Here is a 26,006-nt window from a genome sequence, read left to right on the forward strand (position 1 = left end):
TAGTGCCGCAGATCCGCGCCAGCTTCCGGCCCGATGCCCTGCCTTGAGCCCCGTAGCGACGGGATAGATGACAAAGAGGTCGCCCAGGCGACCTCTTTGTCTATTTGCCGATACGACTATGGCAGGCGGTGCGAACTCACTCGCCGAGCCAGGACTCGCACAGGGTGAGGCGCTGGGCATCGAGATCCAGTTCGGCCTCGATGCCAAGGGGCAGGGTCAGCATGGGGTGGGTGTGGGCGCAGTCATACTCCGCCAGAATGGGGAAGGTCGGCTCCCCCACCACCTCCAGCAGGATGTCGAGCGGCCGCCGGCCGCTGCCCTGGCTGTCGAACAGCTCGTGTTTGCCGAGCACCAGGGCACCGATGCGATCAAACACCCCGCACAGCTTGAGGTGGGCAAACGAGCGCTCCACCGTCTCTGCCAGATGAAGGCTGTCTTCCAGCAGCAGAATGTCCCCTCGCTCGATGGCCGGCATATAGGGGGAGCCCCAGATCCCCGCCAGGGTGTTGAGGTTGCCGCCAATGAGCCGGCCCCGCACCCGGCCAGTGCCCACCGAGAGCAGCCGGTTTGGTTGGCACAGCTTGGCCCGGCTCTGCTGCTCCCAGTCAAGCCGCTCCTCGGTCCATTGCGCCGGGGTCGGCACTGTGTGAGGCACGGCGGCGCCACCGGCTTGGCAGATCTGGCGAAAACCCGCCAGGGTCTCGTCCACCAGCGGCGAGAGCTCGCCAAAAGAGGCCACCAGCGCCGGCCCGTAGAAGGTGACGAGGCCGGTTCGGGCATGAATGCCGAGCAGCAGGGCCGTCACGTCGGAGTAGCCGATGACTATCTTGGGATCGCGCTTGAGTGCATCGAAATCGAGGTAGGGCAGCAGGGAGTTGGAGTTGTTGCCGCCAATCACCGACATGATGCAGCGCACCTCTGGATCGCGAATGAGGGCATTGAGTTCGGCAGCCCGGGCGGCGATGGAGCCGGAGCGCCAGTGATCGCGCTGGCCGGTGAGGCTGCCCGCCTTGAGTCTGAAGCCCTGCCCTTCCAGAAACGCCCCGGCACGGGCAAAGCGGTTTGGCGCCCAGGCGGTGGCCGCACTGGAGGGGGAGAAAAAGCCGATGGTATCGCCGGGCTTGAGCCCCGGCGGCTTGAGTATCGTCATCGCAAAGGGTCCTGTTCCAGATCTGGCCATCCAGGGCATGGCATCCACAAGAAAGGACTCATAATAGCCATTAGATGGCCATCAAGGCACCAAGAAAAGATGGCAGATCAGGTAGTAACCGACGCCACCCGGCTGGTGAGCACGAAGTCGAGACTCGCATGGGAGATAGCGCGGCTCACTTGCCCGCCGGCTGAACCCAGAAGCGACGCCCCCATGCCTGGCTTATCTCGTCAAAGGAGCCATCGCGGTGCATCTGCTCCAGCGCCGCCTGCAGGCCTTCGATAATGGCGGCATCCGTGTTGCGGCTGAAGGCAAAATAGAACGACTTGGTCTCCTGAAACTCAAACATGGGGACAAACTCCGAGTAGTGATGGCCCAAGGTCTCTATGTGGTAGGCAGCCCCCATCTGCATGGCTGGCGCAACGTCGGCCCTGCCGTGCAGCAGCATGCGAAACTTGTCGTCCTCGTCGTGTACCAGTACCAGATTGAGCCCTTTCTCCGCCAGCTCGATGGCCAGCGCCGAGTCGCGTACCACCGCGATCCGCCAGGGGGCAAGGTCAGCCAGCTGATGGCCCACTACATCGTCGCGGGCTGCCAGGCGATACACCCAGGTGACGCGAGGCCCGATAGGGCCGACCCAATGAAAGAGCGCCTCTCGCTCCGGCAACCTTATCATGCTGAAGATGACGGTATTGGGGTCATACTGCGCCATCTGATAGGCCCGCGCCCAGGGCAGGAGCTGTATACCCTTGCGGTCTAACCCGATGCCGCTGACCTCCAGCATTCGCTTGAGCAGATCCACCGACAGCCCCGTCACCTGGCCGTCCTTGTCCCGGTAGTTGTATGGGGGGAGCTCCTCCGTCACCGCCTGAATGGTGGCCCCCATGGCACTCCCCAGCCAGCACCACAACAATAACCAGCGCAGAACATGGAGCATGATTGCATCCTCGACCCGATCCCTCTTGGCATGAGTATGGCGGATACGAACCACACAATACAGGCAGGCGGACAGGTGCATGTCAGGGCACTGGCATTCCCCATCCGCTGGGAAGAGCGCAATAAAAAACCGGCAGCAGGTTGCCGGTTTTTCATGGCATCAAGGCGTCAGACCAACACGGCGGTCCCGCTGATGCTGACCATCAGCATGCTGCCGCTTTGCCCCACCACCTCGTAGTCGATGTCGATGCCGACCACCGCATTGGCACCCAGCGCCGCGGCGCGCTCCCTGAGCTCGTCGAAGGCGATTTCCCGGGCCCGGGCCAGCTCTTTCTCATAGGCGCCGGCGCGGCCGCCGATGATGTCGCGGATCCCGGCAAACAGATCCTTGAACACGTTGGCGCCGAGAATGGCTTCACCCACCACGATGCCGCGGTACTCGCGAATGGTCTTGCCTTCCAGGGTGGGGGTAGTTGAGAGGATCATCTGGGTTTCCTTGTGGATTGAACTGGGGGACAGCCTAAAACAGCGAGGGTGGCCAGGCAAGCAGGGAGACCCGGCTTGCTCCTGACGGTGCATGGCGGCGCGGGCCTGCCAGCACGGATCCCGTGCGCATCGACGACGTGGCACCTGTCCATATTCAGCGACGGAAAGCGACATAGAACCACCGATATGGCCTGCTCCGACAGCCCCTTTCATTAGCCGAACCGGCTCAAACATCAAGTGACAAAAGTGTCAGTTGCGGCCCATTTTGCCTTTCCCTAGGGTGAGTCTGTCCCGGCCATGAACCGGAGACAGACCCACTTCTCACGAGGAGAGCAGCATGATGCAGCAGGATACCCGACTACCTCACCCCACCCTCGCACCGGGGGTATGTTCCCCCGCCAGCCAGCTCGCCGACACCGCCATGGAGACCATGTCATGACCACGATCGCCACCCTGGATCTGGGGGATCAGGGTCTGCTGGCAGCCTACCTGTCGGCGACCTCGCCCGCCCTGCTCAACCAGACCTATGCGAACTTGTTGTTGATGCAGCAGTCATTGGCCAACAGCGAGATCGACTCCACCCTCGCGGTCAAAATCGAGGCCTACCAGGCCCAGATGATGAGTCAGGCACGCTACTACCAGCAGACCAACCTGTCCGGCCTCATCCACCTGCTGAGCAACGGCTCCAACTTCTACGCCCTGGTCGCCGCGTTCAATCGCCTGCTTGGCCAGGAAGAAGACGCCGCCGTGCTCGCGGGTCGCGCCCGGCTGGCCGAGCAGCTGACGTCTCTCGCCGATCAGGCCCTGAGCTACCGACTCAATGCCCAGGCGCTCACTACGCGCGTGCAGGTGGCCTGGGGCTCCCTGCGCCCCCTGATGGAGCAGTTTAATGGCGTCATCACCCAGCTCGAGCAGGATCTGATGGCCGACGCCAAGCGCCAGACCGAGCTCATTGATGCCCTCAACCAGGCGATTGCCGCCAATATCCAGGCCATCGTCGATGAGGGTGGCAAGGCCGGTGAAGGGGTCAACCAGCTGGGGCGGGCCATCGTCACCTCGCTGACGCTGGAACAAAAACCGGCCGACAAGGAGGCCAAACCCGCCACGTCGCAGGAGATAGCCAAACAGACAGACCAGCAGACCCAGTACATGGTCTCCGGTCTCAAGGCGATCTCATCGGGCATTGCCGGCTCCAGCCTGGCAGCCCGCGAGCTCAAGACCAACACCGACAAACTGGCCGAGGCCTACCAGGCGCTGGCCGCCACCAACACCCTGCTGACCGTGGCCAAGTCGGTGCAGGCGCAAAACCAGCTGTTTGTCGACACCTACAGCCGGGTTGCCGATGCCGTCACCCAGCTGCCGGCTGGCTGGCAGAAGGTGGCCGATGCCTACCAAGGGGCGGTGCCCGTGGTCTCCGACCTCAACAGCCCCGACGACGTGCGCCAGCTGCGGCGCACCCTGGCACTCAACACCCAGTCCTGGCTGCTGCTCGCAGGCCAGGTTGACGACATCAAGGCAGCCTACGCCGGCAACGGCATCCTGCCCGACGCTTAATCCCACCACGCAAGGACACGCCAAATGACCAACGCAACAACCATCACCATGGACCAGGGTATGGCCAACCAGGCTTCCCAGGCACTGCAGATCCAGACCTACTGCAACAGCGTCAAGCAGCAGGTGCCGGTGGACTTCAGCCAGTTCCCGAACCTCAAGGACAACCAGACCCAGATCAACCAGGGGCTCGATCTGGCGAAGGGGCACGCCGACCTCTATCTCAATACCGTCCAGCCGCAGATCATCACCAACATCAGCAACATCTCCAACTACTTTGCCCTGCAAAACGCCATTCCGGCCGTGCTGCCGCCCGGCTCCACCAAGGCGCAATGGCTCCGGCAACTGAGCGTCATCAAGGAGCAGGCCACCGAGTATCAACGGCTCTCCGCCGACACCCGGCTGGTGATCGTCAATCTCAACAACAACCTCATCACCGACTCCAGCAACTTCCAGGGAATCGTGGTGAACCTCAACAGCAAGGTGCAGGGGGACAACGGGGTGCTCGCCCAGCTCAACGGTGACATCGACAAGGTGAACGCGGCCATCGACGGCGCCATCGCCGGCATCGTCGCCGGTGGGCTGCTGGTGATTGGCGGCGCCTTCGTCACCGCCATCGGCGCCGTGGCTGACTTCGTCACCGCCGGCACCTCGACCCCGGTGGTCATTGGCGGGGTCGCCATGATGGTGGCCGGGGCTGGCGGCATCACGGCTGGCGCCATCGTGCTGCACAACTCCCTCGGTACCCGCCAGGATCTGTACCAGAAACGCAGCAACCTCAACAGCGAGGTACTGATCGCCACCCAGATCGGCAACGGCTACAAGGGGCTGCAGGTGCAGGCGCAAAACGCCGTCACCGCGGCCACCCAGATGAGCAACGCCTGGGACTCCCTCACCTCCGATCTGGGCAGCCTGATCACCGACCTGGACAAGGGGATCACCAGCGGCGACGACATCCGCCAGCTCTGGCTGACTGCCGCCGACACCACGGTCAAGACGGTGCTCACCGACGTGACCACCATCAAGGCCCAGATGGCCGGCGTGAGCCCGCTGCAAGTGCCGCAGACCGACACCATCGCCAACTTCGTGGCGCGCCTGGCCGCCTAACCCCCGGGAGGGCGGCCTGGCCGCCCTCTTTCATAAGGAGACCCCATGAGCAACGGCATTCTTTCCCAATCCATTGCCAACATGCAGCAGGCCGAAGCGACCATTCAGTCCTTCAGCGGGCTGCCGCAAAACGCCGTCAACATCCAGCAGAACGTCGGTGAGGTGGTCGCGGCCCTGCTGCCCCAGGTGCAAACCATGCAGCAGCAGGTGCTGACGTTTGCTGGCCGCCTGGAGACGCAACTGACCCAGCAGCTGGCCAATAGCGGCCCCTTCAACCCCGACGCCCTCAAGGCATTTGTCGATCAGGTCCAGCAGGAGATAACCCCCATCCAGACCCTGACCGCCCAGACCCTGACTGCCAGCCAGGCGGCCAACGATCGCATCACGCAGGACAACATAGCGTTGCAGCGGATCGGCGTGGAGCTGCAGGCCACCATCGCCGGGCTGCAGTCCAACCTGGCCGGCGCCCGCCAGGAGCTGGACTCCCTCAACAAGAAGAAACTCTACCTGCTGGGGCTGGGACTGCTGGGGCTGCCAGGCCTCATCGCCCTGGCCGTCACCCTGACGCAGACCCAGAACAAGGTGAGCAGCCTGGAGGGACAGGTGAACCAGATTGAGGGGCAGATCCAGCGCCAGCAAGGCTTCCTCGGCCAGACGACGGCGTTTTCCCAGCAATTTGGCTCTCTTATCGATCGGGTGAGCAAGGTGGGCAACACCATCACCCTGCTCGGCGGCGACATTGCCAACGTCGCCCGCGATGCCGGGCAAGGGGATCCGGAGCTGGCGCGGCTCTTCTTCACCGCCGCCCTCACCGAGGTTCGCACCCTGCAGGTGGACGCCTCCTGATTCGACCGCAACAAAAAAGGAGAGGCCAAGGCCTCTCCTTTTTCATGGTGCGCGGGACCATTGTCGCCCCGCCACGTTTGCCCAAAGCGGCTTAGTGCAGCTTCAGGGTCGGGCGCAGCACCCGGTTGATGCGGCCCACCAGCATGATGAGGCCGGTCTTGATGTAGCCGTGCAGGGCAATCTGGTGCATCCGGTAGAGCGAGATGTACACCAGACGGGCGATATAGCCCTCCACCATCATGGAGCCGCGCATCAGGTTTCCCATCAGGCTGCCCACGGTGGAGAAGCGGCTCAAAGACACCAGTGAACCGTGATCGTGGTAGAGGTAGGGCTTGAGCTCGCCACCGTTCATCTTTGCCAGGATGTTCTTGAACGCCTGGGTTGCCATCTGGTGGGCGGACTGGGCGCGCGGCGGCACGAACTTGCCATCCGGCTGCGGGCAGGCGGCGCAGTCACCGATGACGAAGATGTTCTCGTCGCGGGTGGTCTGCAGGGTCTCTTTCACCACCAGCTGGTTGATGCGGTTGGTCTCAAGACCGGCGATATCCTTCATGAAGTCCGGCGCCTTGATACCAGCTGCCCACACCATCAGATCCGCTTCAATCAGCTCGCCATCCTTGGTGTGCAGACCATCGGCGGTCGCTTCGGTGATCATGGTGGCAGTGCGCACGTCCACGCCGAGCTTGACCAGCTCCTGATGGGCAGCGCCGCTGATGCGCTCAGGCAGGGCCGGCAGGATGCGGGGGCCCGCTTCCACCAGGGTCACCTTCAGGCTGTCGGTGGTCAGGTTCTTGAAGCCATAGGCGTAGAGCTGCTCGACCGCGTTGTAGAGCTCGGCAGAGAGCTCGACGCCGGTGGCGCCGCCGCCGACGATGGCAATCTTCACCTTGTCGCCCGGCTGGTACTCGGTGGCGAACTGCAGGAAGCGGTTCATCATGCTGTTGTGGAAGCGGTGCGCCTGGGTGGGGCTGTCCAGGAAGATGCAGTGATCCTTGATGCCCTTGGTGTTGAAGTCGTTGGAGACTGAACCGATGGCCATCACCAGGTAGTCGTAGGGCAGCTCGCGCTCGTTGACCACGATGTCGCCGTTCTCGTCGACGATCTTCGCCAGCACGATGCGTTTCTCGTCGCGCTTGATGTCGGTGAGGGTACCGAGCTGAAAGTCGAAGCCGTGGTTCTTGGCGTGGGACTGGTAGCTCAGGGCGTCGATACCCGCGTCCATGGAGCCGGTGGCCACTTCGTGCAACAGGGGTTTCCACAGGTGGGTGCGGTTGCGATCAACCAGGGTGATCTTGGCCTTGTTCTTCTTGCCCAGCTTGCGGCCCAGGCTGGTAGCCAGCTCCAGACCGCCGGCACCACCGCCGACGACAACAATATTGGTCATGGTTAATTACCTCGGTTCCATTAAAGCGAAGGGAGCCATCGGCTCCCTTGATAGTTGAATCCATGACGTGACGATCAATCAGGCCTCTTTGAAAGCCTTCATCTGCTGCAGGTGATGAGAGATGTTCTTGAACTTGTGCGTCTCTCGTTCATCCCACACGATGTTGTAATAATTCTTCAATTCACGCTCAGTTTCGCCATTATCGCGCACTTCATCCTGAACGGAAAGGATGCAGAGGCAATTTCCTGAATTTTTACTACGAAACTCAGACACACATTTGGTGCCTATATCTTCGTACTCTTCCGGCCGGTCGATCTTGCCCTGCATGTTGATCTCGGGGTGCAGGTTGGGGTTGAAGATCACCTGCTTGATGCCGCACAGAAAGCCGATGCGCTCGCTCCAGTAGCCACCCAGTCCCACCCCGCAGATGAGGGGCTTGGGATCGGTACTCATGTCGAGCTGCTTCTTCACTTCCTTGAGCAGGTGGCTCATGTCATGACGGGGGTGAACCGTGCTGTAGTGCACGAAACGTACATCATCATCGATAAACTGCAACTGCAGCACTTTCTCGTGATTGCCGGGGCTGGTGGCATCGAAGCCATGCAGATAGATGATCATGGATAAGACCTCAGGATCTGTGTCGGTTTTATCGAAACTACCCCAGCGGCAGGGCCCTGCGCCACCAAAACATCCAACTTTCTTGCTTTGGATCACGCCCTCTGTTGCGGATGAAACCAGAGCGGCGAGACCGGCACTGCGCCGGCTATCAATCTGAGAGCCAGACCGACCGAAATGATAACCGGGCTACCAATCTGACAGCCCTCCCCTGCCGACAGGAAAACGATTGGCAGCCATCGGCGTGTGCAAGCGTGATCCCGCCTGCAAAAATACCCACAGACAGGGCCAACAGACCCCCATTCATGCCGACCGAGCACGGTTCCTGCACTCCCCCTGTGATGCAGCGCAAAGGCGACCTTCGTCTGCGTGGCCGGATCCTGGGCGACCCGGTCCCCATCCATGAACGGGACAGCCAGCCTGCCCCATCTTGCCCGGCCCTTGCCGCCGGGTCGCAAGGAGTGATCTGTTCATGCACCAGACCCAGCCCCCCGAGGCGGCCAAGGGCCGCACCATCGACGAAGTGGAGCGCCTGCTCCCCCCCGGCCAGCTCTTTACCCTCGGCCTGCAGCATGTGCTGGTGATGTATGCCGGCGCCGTGGCGGTGCCGCTGGTCATCGGCGGCAGCCTGGGGCTGCCCAAGGATCAAATATCGTATCTCATCAGTTCGGATCTCTTCTGCTGCGGCATCGTCACCCTGCTGCAGTGCCTCGGCATCGGCCGTTTTGCCGGGATCCGCCTGCCGGTCATCATGTCGGTCACCTTCGCCGCCGTCATGCCAATGTTGGCGATTGGCGCCAACCCGGCGCTGGGGCTCACCGGCATCTTCGGCGCCACCATCGCCGCGGGGATCCTTTCCACCCTGCTGGTGCCGCTCATCGGCCGCTTGATGCCACTCTTCCCCACCGTGGTGACCGGGGTGGTCATCACCTCCATCGGCATCAGCATCATGCAGGTGGGCATCGACTGGATGGCGGGGGGCAAGGGCAACCCCGAGTACGGCAGCCTGCGCTACATCGGCACCAGCTTTCTGGTGCTGGCCTTCATCCTGCTGGTGACCCGCTTCACCAAGGGCTTTTTCAGCAACATCTCTGTGCTGCTCGGCATCCTGTTCGGCTTCGGGGTGGCCATCGCCATGGGGGAAGTGAGCCTGGACGGGCTCGGCGAGGCGGCCTGGTTCGCCCCCATAGTGCCGTTCGCCTTCGGCTGGCCCACCTTCGATCCCATCTCCATCGCCACCCTCACCGTCATCATGCTGATCACCTTCATCGAGTCGATGGGGATGTTTCTGGCGCTCGGCGACATCGTCGGCCACCCGGCCAGCCGGGGCGACATAGTACGCGGCCTGCGGGTGGACGGTATCGGCACCATCATAGGCGGCATCTTCAACAGCTTCCCCCACACCTCGTTTTCCCAGAACATCGGGCTGGTGAGCGTAACCGGGGTGTCGAGCCGCTGGGTCTGCGTCATGTCGGGGGGGATCCTGCTCGCCTTCGGGCTGGTGCCCAAGATGTCGGTGCTGGTCGCCTCCATCCCTCCCTTCGTGCTGGGTGGCGCCGGCATAGTGATGTTCGGCATGGTGCTGGCCACCGGTATCCGCATCCTGGCCAGGGCCGACTACAACAGCAATCGCCACAACCTCTACATCGTCGCCATCAGCTTAGGGATAGGCATGATCCCCTCCGTCTCCGGCACCTTCTTCCAGCACTTTCCCGCCGCCCTGCAACCGCTGTTTCACAGCGGCATCCTCTTGGCCACCCTCAGCTCGGTGCTGCTCAACCTCTTTTTCAACGGCTATCAGCCGGACCTGCGCCACCAGCCGAGGCCCCTGCTGGTAGGGCCGGTGCGCCCGCCCGCTCAGCCGCAGCCAGGCAAACCCGCCCCATAAAAAACCGCCGGGCAGCATGGCTGTCCGGCGGTTTCATTCAGCAAGCCTGCGTTAGCCGCGGGTCTGGGCGAAACGCTCTACCGCCGCTTCCACCAGCGCCAGGCTGTCCTGCCAGAAGGCGGGCTCGCGAATGTCCTGCCCCAGGTGCTTGACCACCAGATCTTCGGCGCTCATGCGGCCGGTATCGCGCAGCAGGTCGCGGTAGGCCTGGGCCACATTAGTTTCCCCCGCAGTCTGACGGCTCATCAATCGCTGATAGACGCCGAGACTGAACAGATAGCCGAACAGGTAGGGATAGTTGTAAAAACCTAAGCCCGCGATGGAGAAGTGCGCCTTGGCCGCCCAGAACAGGGGGTGATAACGGCACAGGCTCTGCTCATACCAGCGGCCCCAGGCCTCGTCGGTCAGCGCCTTGAGCCGTGCCGGCGAGACATAGCCCGCCGCCCGCTCCGCCACCAGGGCGCGCTCGAAATCGAAGCGGGCCGGGATATTGACCAGGAAGGTGGCGGCGCCGTCGGCTTCCGCCCAGGCGATGGCCTGCTGCTCTTCGGGGGTCTGCGCCTGCTCGAACAGAGCGCTGCGCACCAGGGTCTCGGCGAAGATGGAGGCGGTCTCCGCCAGCGTCATGGGGTAGCTGCGCTGGCTCATGGGCAGATCGCGAATGAGCCAGTTGTGCCAGGCGTGACCCAGCTCGTGGGCCAGGGTAATGACGTTGTCCATGGTGCCGGCATAGGTGATGAAGACCCGCGGCTCCACCGGCTCGGCAAACTTGGTGCAGTAGGCCCCGGTGCGCCGGTTGGGGGTGGGCGCCGCATCGATCCACCCCTTTTCGGCCATCATGCGGGCAAACTCGCCCATCTCGGGATCAAAACGAGAGAACGCCTCGGCGATGATCTCGATGGCCTCCTCGAACGGGATCTCGCGGCTCACCGCGGCCGGCGGCGGGGCAAACAAATCCTCCGGCCCCAGCTCCTTGATGCCGAGGCGCTCGGCCATCAGCCCCAGCGCCCGCTGACCCAGCCCGCGTGCACGCCAGGTCTCCTGCATCAGGGTATCCAGGGTCGCCCGCTCGATATGGCTCTGATGGCAGGAGAGATCGAGCGCATCGAGCTGGCGGCTGCGGGCGCGCTGGCGCGAAAGCTCAAGCCGCCAGCCGTTGAGGGCGTTGAGGATGGCTGCCACCGTCTCCTGCTCCCCCTCCCAGCCGGCGCTGATGGCATCGAACGCTTCCCGGCGCAGGGCCCGCAGCGGGCTGGAGAGCAGGTTGCTCGCCTCGGCCAGCCCCATCTCGCGGCCATCGATCACCAGCCGGATCTTGCCCACCAGATCGTTGTAGAGGTTGCCCCAGGCGTGCAGACCGTCGGTGCCAAGGCCGATCACCAGCTGCTCCGCCTCCACCGGCAGGCGCTGATCCTGCAAAAGGCGCTCGTGGCGCAGCCGGTACGCCTCCTCCCCCAGCAGGGAGTCAGCCATCAGCTGCTCGAATTCGGGTTCCGGCAGGGCCAGCATCAGATCCTCGACCGGGGCCAGGGTCTTGAACAGATCGGCATTGAGGGCGCGGGCACGGGAGGCCAGCTGCTTGGCCAGCTCGTCGCGGGCATCCTGGCTGCCACGGCAGGCCGCCAGCACGGCCAGGTTCCAGCCAATGTTGCGAATGCGCTGGGCCCGCAGCCGCACCTCGCGCAGGAAATCCTGCAGCGCCTGCGCATTGGCCCGGGCGGCGCCAAGCCTCTCGATAAACTGGCCGAGCTCGTCCAGACTGGCGCGCGCCAAGGCGAGATCGGCGGCCACCTGCGGACAGTCGAGGGCGGGATAGATATGCTGGTTTTGCCACTGTTGTGGGTAGATTCGTTGCTGCATCAAATGCTCGTCATCAGGTTGCGGGGCCGAGCCCCGTTGAATGCGCGTGGCGAGCCACAGGGCCCGCCACCAGGATAAAAACCGCCGTGCTGCCTACACCAGCCGCTCGAGGCGGACGACCGCCTCTTCCACATAATCGAGGCTCTCCTGCCAGAAGGCGGGCTCACGGATGTCGACCCCCAAATGCTTCTCCACCAGCTCTTCTGCGCTCATGCGACCGGTGTCGCGCAACAGCTCCCGATAGGCGTGGACGAACTCGCGCCCCGCCCGCGCCTGCTGGGCATAGAGCCCCAGGCTGAACAGGTAGCCAAACAGATAGGGGTAGTTGTAGAACCCGAGCTCGGCGATGGAGAAATGGCCCTTGCTGGCCCAGAACAGCTCGTCATATTGACTCAGGGTGTCACCATACCACTGCTGCTGCGCCGATTTCATCATCTGCCGCAGCTGGCCGGCTCCCACATAACCCTCCTCCCGCGCCGCCACCAGGGCCCGCTCGAAGGTAAAGCGGGCCGGCACGTCGAGCAGCAGGCTGGCTGCCCGCTCCCCGTCCAGCCAGGCGATAGCCCGGCGCTGCTCCATGTTGTCGGTGGCCGCCAGCAGGGCATCGCGCACCAGCGCCTCGGCAAACAGGGAGGCAGTCTCCGCCAGCGTCTTGGGGTAGTCACGCTGCTCCAACGGCAACTCCCGCATCAGCCAGCTGTGCCAGGCGTGCCCCAACTCATGAGCGAGCGTGATGACGTTGTCCAGGGTCCCCTCGAAGGTGAGAAACACCCGTGGCTCGGGCGGCTCGGCATACTCGGTACTGTAAGCGCCGCTGCGCCTCTGTTCACTCGGGGCGGCATCAATCCAGCCATTGGCCGCCATCATGCGAGCAAACGCCCCCATCTCGGGATCAAACCCGGCGAAGGCATCGGCCACCAAGGTCAGCGCCTGCTCGAAGCTGATGAGGCCGCTCGCCCCGACAGGCGCCGGGGCATAGAGATCCCAGGGGGCGAAGTCGTTGATCTGCTGGGCGCAGGCCATGGCGCGCAGGGCGCGCCGCCCCAGCTCCTTGTGCTCGCCGGCCGCCGTCATCAGGGTCTCCAGGGTGGCCCGCTCCAGGTGCCCCTGATGGCAGGAGAGATCGAGCGCATCCCACTTGCGTTCCTTGCCGCGCTGGCGAGCCAGCTCGTTGCGCCAGCCGTTGATGGCGTTGAGGATGGCGGCCACCGTCTCCTGCTCCGCCCCCCAGGCGGCCTGGATGGCGTGCCAGGCCGCGGCGCGCCTAGCCCGCTGCGGGTGGGCCAGCAGGTTGTCCGCCTGAGCCAGCCCCATGGGCTGCCCCTCCACCACCGGCCTGAGCCTGCCGACCAGGCTACCGTAGAGATCCCCCCACCCCTGCAGGCCATCCACGCTCAGCCCCGCGATCAACTGCTCGCTCTCGAGCGACAGCCACTGATCCCGCTGGCGCCGGTCGTGGCGAATGGCGTAGGCGAGCTCGAACAGCTCGGGATCCTGCAGCAGGGCGCGCACCTGCTCCTCGGGGGCTCGCACCCAGAACAGGGCCACCGGTTTGCAGAGCTGGGCCAGGCTTGCCTGCAACTGCTGGCCGCGGGAGAGCAGCAGCCGGGCCGCCTCGTCGCGCCCGTCCCGGCTGAGCCGGTTGTAACCGTAGGTCTGCCAGTTCCACTCCAGCAGGCGCACCTCGCGCCAGCAGGCCCGGATGGCCCGCAGCAGATGGCGCAAGGCATTGATGTCACTGGTCTTGGGGAGTTCATCCAGCAGGGGTTGCAGGCGCTTCATGGCCTCGCGGGCACGCTGGAAGTCGGCGTCGATCGCCGGGCAGTCGGGGGCGGCATAGATGTGATCATCCTGCCAAACGGGTGGTTTCATGACGTTCCTTGTCTGTTTGCATCCATGTGGGTTGACCCCGCCTCTGTGAGCGGGTGTCAACCGGATAGTACGAAAGGAGGCCGGCCCTTGCCTAGCCCCCATCCGAGGCAACAGACGAGACAGTATCTGACGGGATGACCCGCTATCGCGGGAAATGCCCCGCCGACAGTCAGGTCACTGGCACTATTTGGCGGGCTTGAGCTTGCTCACCAGGGTCATGGCCAGCACCAGCACCAGCCCGGCCACCACGCCGGCCACGGCGTTGAGCAGGGTAGGCGTCACCAGTGCGAGGGCGGCGCCGACCGCAGGCAGGGTGGCCACGGCAGCGGCAGTCCCTTCAATCAGGTGGTGCACGAAAGGCCAGCCGTGCACCAGGATGCCGCCCCCCACCATGAACATGGCGATGGTGCCGACCAGCGCCAGCAGGTGCATCAGTCGCGGCGCCGTCACCAGCAGCCCCTGCCCCACCGCCCGGCGCAGGGCGCCACCATCGGGCTTTTGCAGCAGGTGCAGGCCAATGTCGTCCAGCTTGACGATGAGCCCCACCAGACCGTAGACCCCCGCCGTCATCAATACGGCAATGCCCGCCACCACCGACAGTTGCAGTGCCAGGCTGGCCCCCTGCACTGTGCCGAGGGCGATGACGATGATCTCGGCCGAGAGGATGAAATCAGTGCGAATGGCCCCCTTCACCTTCTGCTGTTCAAACGCCACCAAATCATCGGGAATAGGTGCGGTATGTGCCTCCCCCTCGCTCGCCTCATGGGGCAGAAACTTGTGGGCCAGTTTCTCGGCCCCCTCGAAACAGAGGTAGGCGCCCCCCAGCATCAGGAGCGGGGTGATGAGCCATGGCACCAGGGCACTGATGGCGATGGCGGCCGGCACCAGAATCAGCTTGTTGCGAAACGACCCCTTGGCCACCGCCCACACCACCGGCAGCTCCCGCTCCGCCCGCACCCCGCTTACCTGCTCGGCGTTGAGAGCCAGATCGTCCCCCAGCACCCCGGCGGTCTTCTTCGCCGCCACCTTGGTCATCAACGCCACGTCGTCGAGTACGCTGGCAATATCGTCAATCAGGGCCAACAAACTGGTTCCGGCCATATCAGAAAATCCTTATGTCAGTAGAAGAGAGCTTCCCGCAGCACACCACGCCCTTGTTGGCCACGACGTTGGTCATCAGCGCCACGTCGTCGAGTACGCTGGCAATATCGTCAATCAGGGCCAACAAACTGGTTCCGGCCATCTCAGAAAATCCTCATCAGGGTAGTCAGGGTCCCACGGTTCACCGGCGGCAACTGCCGATGTCGAGAGCGATGCCGGCCGAAGGGGGATCCCTATTGCGGGAAAAGATGGCACAGTGTAACCAGAAGCCGCCCGTTCGGCAGCAACCACATCAGGGTCATTTGGCCTTGATTCATCCGGTGCCCGCAGGCCCAAGGAGTGTTCCATGCAACCCTGGCAACCGCTGCTCACATTCTGGTTTGGCGAACAGAGTAACGACGTCACCCGCGCCAAACGCCAAGCGCCCCTCTGGTGGGGAAAAAACAGCGACACCGACGCCCTGCTCGCCAGCCGCTTCGGTGACCAGGCCACAGCAGCCGCCGCCGGTGAGCTTGCCCACTGGGCCGAGGCGGCCGAGGGCCGGCTGGCCCTGATCCTGCTGCTGGACCAGCTGCCGCGCAACATCCATCGCGGCACCCCGGCCGCCTTTGCCCAGGATGCCAAGGCGCGGGATCTCTGCCTCAAGGGGCTCTCGCTGGGAGCGGATCTGGCGCTGCCACCGCTGGGACGGATCTTTTTCTACCTGCCGCTGGAACACGCCGAATCCCGCGAGCAGCAGGCCAGAAGCGTGACCCTGTTCGAGGGACTGGCAGCCGAACAGGCTGACGGCCCGGCGCGGGAGACCTTCGCCGGCTTTGCCGACTTTGCCCGCCGCCATCAGGTGATCATCGAGCGTTTTGGCCGCTTCCCCCATCGCAACACCATTCTGGGCCGCGCGAGCACAGAGGAAGAGGCCGCCTTCCTGCTGCAACCGGGTTCAGGTTTCTGACCCATAAAAAAATCCCCGCCATGTGGCGGGGAGCTGACACTCGCGGTGATCACCGGATGCGATAACGAGCGATCTGCTGGTGAATATTCTCGGTGGTCACATTCAACTCTTCCGCCGCAGCCGATGTCTCTTCCGCCGTGCTGCTGGTCTGCTGGACCACCTGGGCAATCTGCTCCACCTGATGGGCAATGGACTCCGCCGCCGAGCTCTGTTCGCGAATCGCAACGGTGATCTCCCCGACCTGATCCATGACGCGATGGGAAGCGTGACGGATCTGGGTAATGATCTCCCCGCTTTCAGTGGCCATGGCCACCCCCTGCGCCACTTTCTCCTCCACCTGTACCATCTTGGTCACCGTGAGCTGGGAGCCCTGTTGAATCGCCTCCACCGTCTCCGAGATCTCCCTGGTCGATTGGGCCGTCCGCTCCGCCAGTTTACGCACCTCGTCAGCCACCACGGCAAAACCTCGACCCTGTTCACCGGCTCGCGCGGCTTCAATGGCCGCATTCAACGCCAGCAAGTTGGTCTGCCCCGCCACATCGCTGATCACGTTCACCACGCCACCGATCCGGGAAATGCCATCACCCAATGCCGATACTTCGCTGGAAGCCTGACGAATGGCCTCTGCGATCTCGTTGATGGCTTTCACCGTTCTGTCTATCGTGGTCCCCCCATCGCTGGCGAGCTTGCCGGATTCATTGGTGATGCGGCTGGCCTCCTGGGTTCGCTGGGAAATATCCGTGATGCTCACCGTCATCTCCTCCACCCCGGCGGCAATGAGACTGGTGGCGTCGTTGGCCTGACTCGCCGACGAGGCAAGGTGATGGGCCGCCTGGGAGAGCGACTCGGCAGTGCTCTTTATCTGCAGGCTGCCCACTGAAAACTCGGTAAAGGTTTGCTGCAAGGTGTCCAGCAGACGGTTGACGGCCGAAAGGGTCAGGCCAATCTCATCTTGCTGGGCCACCTTGGCCCGCAAGGTAAAGTTCAAATTGTGCTGAATATCGGAGAGCGTCGCCATCGCCAGCCGCAGCGGATTGGCGACCTGTCTGAACAACCAGATAAACAGCACCAGGGTCAATATTCCGGTACCGCCAGAAATAAACAGCATGGTCTGGAGGCTATTGTCGTAGTTCTTTTCACCCTGCAGTTTGACTGCAGCCCCCAAATCCATGTTGAATTTCACATGTTTATCTATGGCCTTGGAAAACTGCTCGAACAGTGGCATGACATTGCTGGCGATAAAGTCTCTGGCCTCGGTGTTTTTATTATCGCGAGACAATATCAGGACCTTTTCTATCTCCTGATAATATTGCTCAATGATGCGCTGATCATCCGTCGTCAGTTGCCGATCCTCTTCATTGGAGAGCATATCGGCTTGGTATTTTTGCAACAGAGAGCGGATTTCAGTACGAAGGTCTGCGATGCCCGTTTCAATCTGATTCATCTTGCTGTTGTCGGTATTGAGCACATGGGTCTGGATCAAGGCATGCAATGCGTAAAAATCGGCTTGTACCTGTTTGATGAGGGAGATGCTGGGCACCGTATTGTCGGTGACATAGCCGAGATCAGTGTCGGCAGCAGAGAGTCGGTTGATGCTGAACCAGCTGAGAAAGGTCAGGGCCAGCATAACCAGCAGGGCAATGAGTTGAAGCCGGCGAGCAATGTTCATAAAGGCATACTCCGTTAATAAACTCCATTGCAGTGTAGACGATGGGCAACCTCCGGATGGCCCGTAAAATGTGCGCATCCTTGCACATCTGTCACTGCTGCCAGCCCTCGCGTTTCACCCGCTGCCGATGGTCAGAACCAGGCCCGAAAATAACCTCGCTGGCTGAATCTGAATGCGAAAAAGACCCGGCTACGACTGTGCCGGCCAGCCAATAAAAAAGAAGGAAGACATGTTGTCCTCCTTCTCGCTATTTATCTTCGCTCGGGATGACCCGGCCGACCCGCAGTGTGGCGGCCGTCGATGAAGGTCACGCCGCCTCCGCCAGCTCCTCTTCTTTTTTCTGGTAAGCCTGCGGCGTGAGCCCCAGCAGCTCCTGCACGGTGGAGGCCACCGTGATGGAGGAGATGGTGCCCACCAGGATGCCGGCGAACAGGGTGAAGGAGAAACCGTAGAGAGCGTCGCCGCCGAACAGCAGCAGGGCCCCCACCGTGAACAGGGTGGTGCCCGAGGTGATCATGGTACGGCTGAAGGTGGCCTTGATGGCCACGTCGGAGCAGTCGTGGATCCCCATCTGGGTGCGCGAGCTGAGCAGGTCACGCAAGCGGTCGGAGATGACGATGCTGTCGTTGAGGGAGTAGCCGATCACCGCCATCAGGCCGGCGATGACGTTGAGGTCGAACTCTATGTTGAACAGCGCCAGCAGCCCCAGCGCCACCAGGCCGTCGTGCAGCACCGACACCAGGATGCCGATGGCTTGGCGCCACTCGAAACGCACCGCCAGGTAGGCGGAGATGGCCAAGGAAGCCACCAGCACCGCCAACATCCCCTGCTGGAACAACTCGGCGCCCACTTGGGGGCCGACGATGGTGGTGCGCAGCAGCTCCACCGGCAGGTTGAGCTGCTGACCCAGCATCACCGCCAGCTCTTCGGCCGGCCAGGGCAGCTCGTGGGGCGGCAGCTTGATCAGCCACTCGCCGGGCACGCCGGCGCCGTGCAGCTCGACCACGCCCGCCAGGGGAGCCGTCAACAGGGCGTTGAGCTCATGGGCCTCCTTCAGGGTCTGGATACGAAACTCCAGCAGGATGCCGCCGGTGAAGTCGAGGCCGAGGGAGAGGCCGTTGATGGCGAGCACCGCGATGCTCGCCACGGTCAGCAGCACGGAGGCCCACAGGCCGATGTAACGCCAGCGGGTCAGCCCCATGGCAATGATCATTCTCAGCATTCTTCTTCCCTCGACAGCAGATGGCTCTGGCTTCCCGCAGGGAAGCCCGTGACGCGGGCGCGGAGCAGGCTCGAACGCGCGGCGCGATGACACAGGTGGTGATCAGTCATGGTCACACCCTCAGCAGCTTGGCGCTGCTCTTGCCCCACAGGGGGTTGATGATGGCGCGCGTGCCCCAGATGCCGGTCACCATGCTGGAGATGAGGCCCAGGATCAGGGTGATGGAGAAGCCCTGCAGCGGCCCGGAGCCGATGGCATAGAGCACCACGGCGCAGATGAGCGTGGTGATATTGGCATCGAAGATGGTGCGAAACGCCGAGCGGTAGCCAAAGTCGATGGCGTTGGCCAGCGAGCCTCCTTCCCGCAGCCGGTCCTTGATCCGCTCAAAGATCAGCACATGGGTATCCACCGCCATGCCGACGGTGAGCACCAGACCGGCGATCCCCGGCAGGGTCAGCACCGCGCCCGGCAGCACTGCCAGCATGCCTACCTGCATCAAGAGGTTGGCGATGAGCGCGGTGATGGCGACCCAGCCGAACTTGCGATACCAGGCCATCATGAACAGCATCATGCCCGCCATGCCGAACGCCAGCGCGGTAAAGCCCGCCTCTATGTTCTGCAGACCCAGGGTCGGGCCTATGCTGCGCTCTTCTAGGATCTTGAGGGGCGCGGTGAGGGCGCCGGCCCGCAGCAGCATGGCCAGCTCCTGGGCTTCCGGTACGCTGCCAATCCCGGTGATGCGGAACTGGTTGCCAAGGGCGGTCTGGATGGTGGCGACGTTGATCACCTCGCTCTGGGCCCGCAGCTTGCCCTGGGCGTTGGTCTTGTACTCGGTGAAGACGGTGGCCATCGGCTTGCCCACGTGCTGGCGGCTGAACTGGTTCATCTTGCTGCCGCCCAGGCTGTCGAGCACGATGTTGACCTGGGGTTGCCCCATCTCGCCCATGTTGGCGCGGGCATCGACGATGTGCTCACCGGTCAGCACCGGCTTGCGAGCCAACCCAATCGCCTGGCCGTTGCGATCCGCCATGAAGAAGCGGCTGTCGGCCTGGGCCTCGTAGAAGGCCAGCGACGCGGTAGCCCCGATCACCTCTTTCGCCTGCTTGGGATTGTGCACCCCGGGCAGCTCGATGCGGATGCCGTCCTGCCCCTGGCGCTGCACCGAAGCCTCGACGATGCCAAGCTCGTTGATCCGCTTTTTCAGGATCGACAGGTTCTGGGTCACCGCGTTGTTGGCCAGCAAGGTGCGCTCGGCCTCGCTCATCACCAGTCGCAGCTCGTTGCCGCTGCGCTTGAGGGTCCACTGATCCTGCCGGGTGCCGGCGGAATCCTTGATGATGGTGAGCCAGGGCGCCTGATCGGCCACCTCAGGTAGGGTCACCCTCACCTCCCCTTCGCTCACCCTGGCCACGTTGGCACCGCGCAGGCGCGCCTCGCGAAACTGGGTGCGCAGCATGTCCACCAGGTTCTTGGTCTGGTTGTCGATAACGAAGCTGAGATCGACCCCGATCAGCAGCTGGGAGCCGCCGCGCAAGTCCAGTCCGAGCTTGATGGGGGCGGCGCCGAGCTGACTGATCCAGCCCGGGGCGTTGGAGTAGAACTCCAGGGTCAGCGCCGAGCTGTCATAGCCCTGCTGCTCCAGCAGTTGCTTGGCGCGCTGCTGCTCGGCCTGGCTGGCAAACACCAGCTCGACCCGCTCGCCCTGCTGCACCTGCTTCTGCGGCTCGATGCGGTTGTCGGCCAGCAGGGTACGCTGCGCCTCGGTCAAGCTGGTCTGGCCGTGCAGACCGAGGGAGGGCTGCTCGCCGAAGAAGGTGGGCAGGGAGTAAAAGGTAAAGGTGAGCAGCATGAGCAGCAGCAGGGCGTACTGCCATCTGTTCATGCGGTTCAAGGTGATACGACTCTTTTTTCTCATGAAATCAGCCTCTGTCAGGAGAAGGCGGCGCACTCGCCACGCCCGGGTGGCGGCACGCAAAAAAACAGGAATAAGACAGTGGCCCGCTCACGCGCGGTGAGCAGGCATCAGGCGGCGATGAGGTGGTGCGAAAGGACCGGACCCCATCGGGATCAGGCGAGGTAACTCTGACAGAAACGGTATTGCAGGTGCTGGCGCTGCAACCGGTGCCGATGGATGGTGGCAAACCGATCGCGGAAACTGTGTTTGCGATAGAAGAGGGCGGCATAGAACAGCAGGCCGCACAGCAGCAGCAGGATCGCATGCTGGGACCAGCTGGTGACAAGCTCGTACACCACGCTGCCAGGCTGGTTATCGCTGCGCAGGGAGTGCTCGAGCCGCAGCAGGTGATTCTGGTACGAGCTGACGAACTTGACGATGCCGTCGTCGCTGTCGCTGGCACTGTGGCTCACCTGGCCGCCATCGGACGGCGCCGCGGCGTCATCCATTAACTGACCATGTTGGGCGTGATGCTGGGATACGGGCAGGGAAACCCCCTCCACCGAGAGGGTGGAGAACAACAGAGCGAGGGAGATGAGCAGGCTCATCAGCACCAGTTTCACTTTGTCGATCAGGTTCAAAAAGTTAATTCCCGCATAACAGAAAGGGCAAACTACCACAGGGGGCCCGTTGGAACAAGGATGAAGGGGATCGCCAACCCCCTTCCCCACAGGCTGGCCGCAACCATTACCCTTCAGACATCTGCCTGAAATCGCGGGCATAACCCTTGAGCAGGCTGTAGAGATGGGCCCGCTGGGAGATGTCCAGCGACTGGCTGAGATCGCTCAGCCAGTTGACGGTGCGCTGGCGCGACTGATCGGTATAGCCGGTAAAGCGGCCATCCATCAGGCCGTCTCCCTGTTGCAGCAGGGCGGTGAGCTGGGCGCCGAAGTCCTGGCTCTGGCGCTGTTTCATCAGCCGATCCAGCTCCTTGGTCCAGGCGGTCTGGAACTCAAGCCAGGGGGCCTGCAGTTCGTACTGCCACTGGGCCCACTGGGCCACCAGCGGAGCCTGGGCCGGTTTCACCTCGCCAATCCAGAACACCAGTCGCTCGTTCATCTTGTCGCGAAACTCCTTGAGCATCTCCTCCCTGGGCTTGTCGGCAAACTCCTTTTCCCGCTCGGCTTGACGGGTGAGCCTGTCCTTCATGAACATGGCCACCTGCGCCTCGGTCAGGGTGCGCGCCAGCCGCACCGCCCGCGGCACCGTGTCCTCCAGGGTGCGGGTCAGGCTCTGCTGGGCCGCATCCAGATGGCGGGAGACCTGGGCCGGGGTCATGGGGCTCGCCACCGCCTTGGCCAACGCATCGAGATCCTTGGCGTAGCGCGGTACCTCATACTGGCGGTGCCAGGCCATCAACCCCTTCACTTCGTTGTCCAGCAAGCGCTTCTGGCTGCGATCCAGCGAGAAGTAGTCGTCCAGCTGCCAGACGATGGCCACGTCGAGCCAGTAATAGACGACCCGGGTGGAGCAGCCGGCCAGCAGCAGACAGAGCAGCAGCAGACTCCAGCTACTGGGCTTGCGCCAGGAAAAGGTGGTCACCATGCAGGGCTCCAATGTTGATGAAACAGGGTTGTCGATACGGATGATTCATAATGCCTGACCCTCTACTCCAGCCGCTGCCGGTTGAGATCGATCAGCGCCTGGTAGTCAGGCCCTGGCTGCTGCTCGGCCATCAGCAGCGCCCACAGCAGCCCTATGTAGTCGACCCAGGGCAAAAAGGCCCGGCTCTGAAAGCCGCGCGGGCCGACTGGCCCCCCTGCCCGCTCGCAGTAGGCCTGCTCCAGCGCCTCGCGCTGGGCATCCTGCCAGTTGTGGGTACGCTGGATGCTGGCCACCTCGAAGCCGGGATGCCCGGCGGCGCCATACTCCCAGTCGATGACCCAGGGCCGGCTCCCCAACAAATTAGCCGGATTGAGATCATGATGGCAAGGGAGCCAGCAATCGGCAGGCTCGCGGCTGGCCAGCAGCCCCCGCTCCAGCGCAGGCAGCCAGGCCGGCACCCGGGCCAGCCTGGCACGATAGCCGGCGCTGTGGGCCCGCACCGCCATCACCACGCTCGGCACCGGCAACCGGTGCAGCCGCGTCAGCACCCCGGCCAGCAGCACTGGCTGCAACGCAGCCGGGGGCGGCGCCGCCAGCCAGTTCGGCTCGTCGCACCAGTCCAGCAGCATCAGGCCAGTGGCGGGATCGCTGTGATGGCAGGGCATGGCCAGCCCCTGCCCCACGGCCCCCTGATAGAGCTGCCATTCGGTGGCCCGATCGATGCCAAGGCGTACCGGATCGGGGTGGCCCTGGCGCAAAAAGTGACTGCGCCCCGAGGGGAGGCGCAGTCGATAGTTGCAGTTGGTCAGGCCGCTGGCCAATGGCTCCAGCCGGCCCGAGCGCCAGGGTGGCGGCAGGCAGGCCAGCAGGGCGCGCTCGGCGGCCGCCAGAGAGTCCTCGCTCGACTTACCAGCCAAAGGTGGACTTCTTGGCCTGCTTGCGGATCTCCTTCTGATCGGCCCACAGCAGCTCGCCGTTTTGCAGATCCATCAGGTTCATGGTCATCTGGTAGTAGACATCCTTCACCTTGCCGTTGTCCTTGACGATGCTGGCGAGGTTGCCATAGACCATGTAGCGGGCGCCGGTCTGCTTGCCCAGGCGCACCATGGAGGCGGGATCCACCATGCCGCTGCTCTGCTGATATTCGAGCTGCTGCTTGACCGCCGCCACCTTGCTCATGTCGACGAAGCGGAACTTGCCGGCGCGCAGCAGCTTGGTGCGGATGGTGTCGGTGATGGCCTCGGTGTCGATGTGCTCGGAGGTCTTGTTGCGGATGGAGTCCATGAACATCACCGGGCGGCCGCCGGCGGTGATCTCGCTGGTGGCCGGCGATGCCAGCATGGAATCCGCCATCTTGTCGGCGATGGCCTGCAGATCGCTTGAACCGTAATCGACGGTCACCGTCTCGGTTTCGGTCGGATCGCCATAGCTGACGGTGGTGCTGGAGCAGCCGCCCAGCAGCAGGGCGCCGGTCAATATCAGCAGGGCATGATTCATTTTCATCAGTAGGATTCCTCAATCACTTCGCGTACGTAAATCCGGTAGCCCCGGGCGGCCGGGCTCGGCGCCAGGGCAGAGAGGGTGCGGGTCTGATAGCCGTGCAGCTTGAGCGGCGTCCAGCCGCGGCCATCGCTGGCGACCTCCTGCCCCGCCTCATCATACCAATAGAACAGGTATTGCAGCTTGTTGTCGCCGCGCTGGGTGCTGGCCGCCGCCACATTGACCTGCAGCAGGCCGTTTTGTTCGCGCCGGCTGAGCTCGGTCAGGGTGACATTGACGTTTTGATGCTGCTCCGCCACTGGTGCGGAGCCCGGTGCTCCATAGAGCGCCACGCCGGAGGTATTGGTGGTGCAGCCTGCCAGCAGCAGAACCAGGCCCAGAGCCAACCCGTGTGCTTTCATCTTGCTCTCCTTGCCGGCGACCCCGAGGGGCCCGACCGGTCACTCATGTGTATTGCCATCGTTCGCCGTCACAGCGGCATCACCCGCGTCGTCAGCCCGGCGCCGAGGCGCTGCACCCACACCAGGGTGGTGCGTCCCTGATGGATGGTGAGCGGCAATTGCCGCTGCGCTGCCCCCGCACCCAGGGTAAGGTTCACGTCGCCCGCAGGCAGCATCCCCTGCCAGCTCGCTGCCTGCGCCGGCAGCGTCAGCCAGCTGCGGGTGTCGGCCCGCTCCGAGAGGGTATTGAAGATGCCGACCAGAATGTTGCCCACATCGCCCCCCTCCTTGGCCGCGGTGCGCCGCACCTGCTCCTTGGCCACCAGCCGCAAGGCCTGGCGGGTCAGCATGCCGGGCAGCCGCTCCTGCAGATCTTTGGCCGCCAGCGCCTCCAGCCTGACCAGCTCGCTGGTCTGCTCGACCCGCTTGCCCACCGATACCGTGAGCGGCCCGGTGTCGCTGGCCCGATTATCGTAATAGGGGATGGCGACGGTAAAGGTGCGAAAATCGCCGCCGGAGGTGGCGATGGGCAGCGGCAGGAACAGCTCGCGCCGTGCCGGGATCAGCCCATCTTCAAACAGCACCACCAGCTGGCCCTGACTCTTGGCCAGGGGCGGCGCCTTGCGGCCCACCTTTTTCTCGGTTTCGCGGATCTCGTCCGCGGCGCCCCGCAGCACAGCCAGGCGCAGCAAGGCATCCTGCAGGCTGCGGTTGTCCGGCGCTATCTGGTAGCCACGCTGATAGTCGACCCAGGCATCGTTGAGATCGCCGGCCGCCTCATAGAGCACGCCGGAGAAATAGAAGGTATAGGCGTTCTGGAAACCGTTCTTGACCCGCCCGATCAGCCGGTCGAGCTCGGGGGCGCCGCGCGACATCAGCTGGCGCATCTCCCCTTCGGCCTCTCCCTCTTCGTTCTTTTGCTTTGCCTTGCGCACCTCGTCGGCCCGCCGTTTGAGGGCCTGCTCCTGCACCAGGTTGGCACGGCGCACCTCCACCAGGGCGCCCTCGGCATCCCCGCGCTGCAGATAGTTGAGAGCCAGATAGTGGTGCAGCATGGTGCGCTCGTAATCGGGTGCCCGGTAGGCCATGGTCTGGTCGTTGGTGAGCAGGCTGCCCGCCTGGGCCAGCCCCTGACTGACCCGGTACTGGGCCTGATTGTCTTCCCACGCCAGCCGGCTGTCGGCGGCGGCAAAGGCCTGCTTGCTGGCGGCGTCCTGACTCGCCAGCCAGGCGATGCGCCCCTGCTCGAGCCGGTCCAGCACATAGGTATCGTCCCCCGGCGTGGAGTCACGCACCTCGGGCAGCGCCTCGGCGGCATGGCCCAGCAACAGCTGGTTGCGCAGCGGCACCATCTGATCGGAATAGGAAACGAACATGTCTTGCCAGTGGGAGGCGCAGCCCCCCAGCAGGGAACCGGCCAGCAGCAGACCGGCCAGTGGCAGGCGCGGCATCACAGGCTGAGCAGGGGTCCCAGCGGCTGGCCGCCGACCAGATGCAGGTGGATGTGGTAGACCTCCTGCCCGCCGTGGCGGTTGCAGTTCATGATGAGGCGATAGCCATCCTCGGCGATCCCGGCATCCGCCGCCAGCTTGCGGGCCACGGTGAACATCCGGCCCAGCGCCAGCTCATGATCCGGCTCCACGTCGTTGACGGTGGGGATCAGCACGTTGGGGATGATCAGGATATGGGTCTTGGCCTTGGGTTGGATGTCGCGAAAGGCGGTCACCAGGTCGTCTTGATAAAGGATGTCGGCGGGGATCTCTTTGCGGATGATTTTGCTGAAAATGGTTTCTTGCGCCATGGATAACTCCTTTATATGAAAAAGAAAATTCAATGCCTGTCTCAAGCGGTTCCAACGCCCGTCATCGGGGCCCGGCAAGTGTGACACAAGCCGACATTTGACACAGCCGTTGTCCCATTCTCTTCAGTTA

24 protein-coding genes are annotated in these 26,006 nt (G+C 63.5%); 5 read left to right on the forward strand and 19 right to left on the reverse strand.

Annotated features, from left to right (window positions below; all coding sequences use genetic code 11):
- Nucleotides 1-136 precede the first annotated feature (136 nt).
- From CAK78_RS15885 to CAK78_RS15895, 3 genes are all read right to left on the reverse strand, one after another.
- Nucleotides 137-1,150, reverse strand: coding sequence for a S66 family peptidase (locus tag CAK78_RS15885; protein WP_094697908.1), 1,014 nt, complete (start codon nucleotides 1,148-1,150; stop codon nucleotides 137-139).
- 175 nt (nucleotides 1,151-1,325) lie between these two features.
- Nucleotides 1,326-2,087, reverse strand: a complete 762-nt coding sequence (locus CAK78_RS15890; RefSeq protein ID WP_094697909.1) for a substrate-binding periplasmic protein — start codon at nucleotides 2,085-2,087, stop codon at nucleotides 1,326-1,328.
- Nucleotides 2,088-2,254: 167 nt separating this feature from the next.
- Nucleotides 2,255-2,572, reverse strand: coding sequence for a heavy metal-binding domain-containing protein (locus CAK78_RS15895; RefSeq protein ID WP_005302101.1), 318 nt, complete (start codon nucleotides 2,570-2,572; stop codon nucleotides 2,255-2,257).
- 435 nt (nucleotides 2,573-3,007) lie between these two features.
- On the opposite strand from CAK78_RS15895, the gene CAK78_RS15900 reads away from it, so the two are divergent.
- The 3 genes from CAK78_RS15900 to CAK78_RS15910 are packed head-to-tail and all read left to right on the forward strand — an operon-like array spanning nucleotide 3,008 to nucleotide 6,076.
- Nucleotides 3,008-4,126, forward strand: a complete 1,119-nt coding sequence (locus CAK78_RS15900) for an HBL/NHE enterotoxin family protein (protein ID WP_094697910.1) — start codon at nucleotides 3,008-3,010, stop codon at nucleotides 4,124-4,126.
- Nucleotides 4,127-4,150: 24 nt separating this feature from the next.
- Nucleotides 4,151-5,230: an HBL/NHE enterotoxin family protein gene (locus tag CAK78_RS15905; protein ID WP_010633675.1), complete on the forward strand. Its 1,080-nt coding sequence runs from the start codon at nucleotides 4,151-4,153 to the stop codon at nucleotides 5,228-5,230.
- Between the two features lie 45 nt (nucleotides 5,231-5,275).
- Entirely contained in the window at nucleotides 5,276-6,076 is an 801-nt protein-coding gene (locus CAK78_RS15910; RefSeq protein WP_094697911.1) for a hypothetical protein, read from the forward strand.
- 91 nt (nucleotides 6,077-6,167) lie between these two features.
- Here the strand turns inward: CAK78_RS15910 and CAK78_RS15915 are convergent, their stop codons facing one another.
- Nucleotides 6,168-7,460, reverse strand: a complete 1,293-nt coding sequence (locus CAK78_RS15915) for an NAD(P)/FAD-dependent oxidoreductase (RefSeq protein WP_094697912.1) — start codon at nucleotides 7,458-7,460, stop codon at nucleotides 6,168-6,170.
- A gap of 78 nt (nucleotides 7,461-7,538) precedes the next feature.
- Nucleotides 7,539-8,078, reverse strand: coding sequence for an alpha/beta hydrolase YcfP (ycfP, locus tag CAK78_RS15920; RefSeq protein WP_005302119.1), 540 nt, complete (start codon nucleotides 8,076-8,078; stop codon nucleotides 7,539-7,541).
- Between the two features lie 469 nt (nucleotides 8,079-8,547).
- Between ycfP and CAK78_RS15925 the strand changes: the two genes are divergently transcribed.
- Nucleotides 8,548-9,963, forward strand: coding sequence for a nucleobase:cation symporter-2 family protein (locus CAK78_RS15925; protein ID WP_094697913.1), 1,416 nt, complete (start codon nucleotides 8,548-8,550; stop codon nucleotides 9,961-9,963).
- A 51-nt stretch (nucleotides 9,964-10,014) separates the two neighbouring features.
- Here CAK78_RS15925 and CAK78_RS15930 read toward each other — a convergent pair whose 3' ends face one another.
- The 4 genes from CAK78_RS15930 to CAK78_RS22880 all read right to left on the reverse strand — a co-directional run bounded on the left by CAK78_RS15930 (nucleotide 10,015) and on the right by CAK78_RS22880 (nucleotide 14,938).
- On the reverse strand, nucleotides 10,015-11,823 hold the full coding sequence (locus CAK78_RS15930; RefSeq protein ID WP_094697914.1) for a M3 family oligoendopeptidase: 1,809 nt from the start codon (nucleotides 11,821-11,823) through the stop codon (nucleotides 10,015-10,017).
- Between the two features lie 93 nt (nucleotides 11,824-11,916).
- The gene (locus CAK78_RS15935) at nucleotides 11,917-13,695 is read right to left on the reverse strand and encodes a M3 family oligoendopeptidase (protein WP_094697915.1); all 1,779 of its coding nucleotides are present in this window, start codon (nucleotides 13,693-13,695) and stop codon (nucleotides 11,917-11,919) included.
- A gap of 183 nt (nucleotides 13,696-13,878) precedes the next feature.
- The gene (locus CAK78_RS15940) at nucleotides 13,879-14,796 is read right to left on the reverse strand and encodes a DUF808 domain-containing protein (RefSeq protein ID WP_094697916.1); all 918 of its coding nucleotides are present in this window, start codon (nucleotides 14,794-14,796) and stop codon (nucleotides 13,879-13,881) included.
- Between the two features lies 1 nt (nucleotide 14,797).
- Nucleotides 14,798-14,938, reverse strand: coding sequence for a hypothetical protein (locus CAK78_RS22880; RefSeq protein ID WP_176452821.1), 141 nt, complete (start codon nucleotides 14,936-14,938; stop codon nucleotides 14,798-14,800).
- 204 nt (nucleotides 14,939-15,142) lie between these two features.
- Between CAK78_RS22880 and CAK78_RS15945 the strand changes: the two genes are divergently transcribed.
- Nucleotides 15,143-15,745: a DUF924 family protein gene (locus tag CAK78_RS15945; protein ID WP_094697917.1), complete on the forward strand. Its 603-nt coding sequence runs from the start codon at nucleotides 15,143-15,145 to the stop codon at nucleotides 15,743-15,745.
- Between the two features lie 49 nt (nucleotides 15,746-15,794).
- Here the strand turns inward: CAK78_RS15945 and CAK78_RS15950 are convergent, their stop codons facing one another.
- The 10 genes from CAK78_RS15950 to hinT form a co-directional block, all read right to left on the reverse strand.
- Nucleotides 15,795-17,414 (reverse strand): methyl-accepting chemotaxis protein, encoded by a 1,620-nt coding sequence (locus CAK78_RS15950; protein ID WP_094697918.1) that lies wholly within the window; start codon nucleotides 17,412-17,414, stop codon nucleotides 15,795-15,797.
- Nucleotides 17,415-17,721: 307 nt separating this feature from the next.
- Nucleotides 17,722-18,636, reverse strand: a complete 915-nt coding sequence (gene secF / locus CAK78_RS15955; protein WP_005302136.1) for a protein translocase subunit SecF — start codon at nucleotides 18,634-18,636, stop codon at nucleotides 17,722-17,724.
- Between the two features lie 112 nt (nucleotides 18,637-18,748).
- Nucleotides 18,749-20,551, reverse strand: coding sequence for a protein translocase subunit SecD (gene secD, locus CAK78_RS15960; protein ID WP_094697919.1), 1,803 nt, complete (start codon nucleotides 20,549-20,551; stop codon nucleotides 18,749-18,751).
- A gap of 152 nt (nucleotides 20,552-20,703) precedes the next feature.
- Complete coding sequence (locus CAK78_RS15965) at nucleotides 20,704-21,210, reverse strand: hypothetical protein (protein ID WP_094697920.1); 507 nt, start codon at nucleotides 21,208-21,210, stop codon at nucleotides 20,704-20,706.
- A 67-nt stretch (nucleotides 21,211-21,277) separates the two neighbouring features.
- Nucleotides 21,278-22,135, reverse strand: coding sequence for a DUF6279 family lipoprotein (locus CAK78_RS15970; protein ID WP_017764232.1), 858 nt, complete (start codon nucleotides 22,133-22,135; stop codon nucleotides 21,278-21,280).
- Between the two features lie 62 nt (nucleotides 22,136-22,197).
- The gene (locus CAK78_RS15975; protein WP_094697921.1) at nucleotides 22,198-23,052 is read right to left on the reverse strand and encodes a choline kinase family protein; all 855 of its coding nucleotides are present in this window, start codon (nucleotides 23,050-23,052) and stop codon (nucleotides 22,198-22,200) included.
- Nucleotides 23,042-23,638, reverse strand: a complete 597-nt coding sequence (gene lpoB, locus CAK78_RS15980) for a penicillin-binding protein activator LpoB (protein ID WP_005302153.1) — start codon at nucleotides 23,636-23,638, stop codon at nucleotides 23,042-23,044. The genes CAK78_RS15975 and lpoB overlap by 11 nt, the downstream gene beginning before the upstream one ends.
- The gene (locus CAK78_RS15985; protein ID WP_042050656.1) at nucleotides 23,638-24,036 is read right to left on the reverse strand and encodes a YcfL family protein; all 399 of its coding nucleotides are present in this window, start codon (nucleotides 24,034-24,036) and stop codon (nucleotides 23,638-23,640) included. The genes lpoB and CAK78_RS15985 overlap by 1 nt, the downstream gene beginning before the upstream one ends.
- A 68-nt stretch (nucleotides 24,037-24,104) precedes the next feature.
- Nucleotides 24,105-25,526, reverse strand: coding sequence for a COG3014 family protein (locus CAK78_RS15990; protein ID WP_176452823.1), 1,422 nt, complete (start codon nucleotides 25,524-25,526; stop codon nucleotides 24,105-24,107).
- Nucleotides 25,526-25,876: a purine nucleoside phosphoramidase gene (hinT, locus tag CAK78_RS15995; RefSeq protein WP_025201525.1), complete on the reverse strand. Its 351-nt coding sequence runs from the start codon at nucleotides 25,874-25,876 to the stop codon at nucleotides 25,526-25,528. Before hinT ends, CAK78_RS15990 begins: the two co-directional genes overlap by 1 nt.
- Nucleotides 25,877-26,006: the final 130 nt, after the last annotated feature.

This window comes from Aeromonas sp. A35_P (assembly GCF_002259925.1).
Taxonomy (GTDB): Bacteria; Pseudomonadota; Gammaproteobacteria; order Enterobacterales; family Aeromonadaceae; genus Aeromonas; species Aeromonas dhakensis.

What these genes read in the sequence shown, in the direction of transcription:
- hinT (WP_025201525.1), bottom strand. Translation starts at nt 25,876, where the DNA reads ATGGCGCAAGAAACCATTTTCAGCAAAATCATCCGCAAAGAGATCCCC.
- CAK78_RS15935 (WP_094697915.1), bottom strand. Translation starts at nt 13,695, where the DNA reads ATGAAACCACCCGTTTGGCAGGATGATCACATCTATGCCGCCCCCGAC.
- CAK78_RS15985 (WP_042050656.1), bottom strand. Translation starts at nt 24,036, where the DNA reads ATGAAAGCACACGGGTTGGCTCTGGGCCTGGTTCTGCTGCTGGCAGGC.
- CAK78_RS15895 (WP_005302101.1), bottom strand. Translation starts at nt 2,572, where the DNA reads ATGATCCTCTCAACTACCCCCACCCTGGAAGGCAAGACCATTCGCGAG.
- CAK78_RS15910 (WP_094697911.1), top strand. Translation starts at nt 5,276, where the DNA reads ATGAGCAACGGCATTCTTTCCCAATCCATTGCCAACATGCAGCAGGCC.
- secF (WP_005302136.1), bottom strand. Translation starts at nt 18,636, where the DNA reads ATGCTGAGAATGATCATTGCCATGGGGCTGACCCGCTGGCGTTACATC.
- CAK78_RS22880 (WP_176452821.1), bottom strand. Translation starts at nt 14,938, where the DNA reads ATGGCCGGAACCAGTTTGTTGGCCCTGATTGACGATATTGCCAGCGTA.
- CAK78_RS15890 (WP_094697909.1), bottom strand. Translation starts at nt 2,087, where the DNA reads ATGCTCCATGTTCTGCGCTGGTTATTGTTGTGGTGCTGGCTGGGGAGT.
- CAK78_RS15950 (WP_094697918.1), bottom strand. Translation starts at nt 17,414, where the DNA reads ATGAACATTGCTCGCCGGCTTCAACTCATTGCCCTGCTGGTTATGCTG.
- CAK78_RS15905 (WP_010633675.1), top strand. Translation starts at nt 4,151, where the DNA reads ATGACCAACGCAACAACCATCACCATGGACCAGGGTATGGCCAACCAG.
- ycfP (WP_005302119.1), bottom strand. Translation starts at nt 8,078, where the DNA reads ATGATCATCTATCTGCATGGCTTCGATGCCACCAGCCCCGGCAATCAC.
- CAK78_RS15900 (WP_094697910.1), top strand. Translation starts at nt 3,008, where the DNA reads ATGACCACGATCGCCACCCTGGATCTGGGGGATCAGGGTCTGCTGGCA.
- CAK78_RS15930 (WP_094697914.1), bottom strand. Translation starts at nt 11,823, where the DNA reads ATGCAGCAACGAATCTACCCACAACAGTGGCAAAACCAGCATATCTAT.
- lpoB (WP_005302153.1), bottom strand. Translation starts at nt 23,638, where the DNA reads ATGAAAATGAATCATGCCCTGCTGATATTGACCGGCGCCCTGCTGCTG.
- CAK78_RS15990 (WP_176452823.1), bottom strand. Translation starts at nt 25,526, where the DNA reads ATGCCGCGCCTGCCACTGGCCGGTCTGCTGCTGGCCGGTTCCCTGCTG.
- CAK78_RS15885 (WP_094697908.1), bottom strand. Translation starts at nt 1,150, where the DNA reads ATGACGATACTCAAGCCGCCGGGGCTCAAGCCCGGCGATACCATCGGC.
- secD (WP_094697919.1), bottom strand. Translation starts at nt 20,551, where the DNA reads ATGAGAAAAAAGAGTCGTATCACCTTGAACCGCATGAACAGATGGCAG.
- CAK78_RS15970 (WP_017764232.1), bottom strand. Translation starts at nt 22,135, where the DNA reads ATGGTGACCACCTTTTCCTGGCGCAAGCCCAGTAGCTGGAGTCTGCTG.
- CAK78_RS15925 (WP_094697913.1), top strand. Translation starts at nt 8,548, where the DNA reads ATGCACCAGACCCAGCCCCCCGAGGCGGCCAAGGGCCGCACCATCGAC.
- CAK78_RS15915 (WP_094697912.1), bottom strand. Translation starts at nt 7,460, where the DNA reads ATGACCAATATTGTTGTCGTCGGCGGTGGTGCCGGCGGTCTGGAGCTG.
- CAK78_RS15940 (WP_094697916.1), bottom strand. Translation starts at nt 14,796, where the DNA reads ATGGCCGGAACCAGTTTGTTGGCCCTGATTGACGATATTGCCAGCGTA.
- CAK78_RS15945 (WP_094697917.1), top strand. Translation starts at nt 15,143, where the DNA reads ATGCAACCCTGGCAACCGCTGCTCACATTCTGGTTTGGCGAACAGAGT.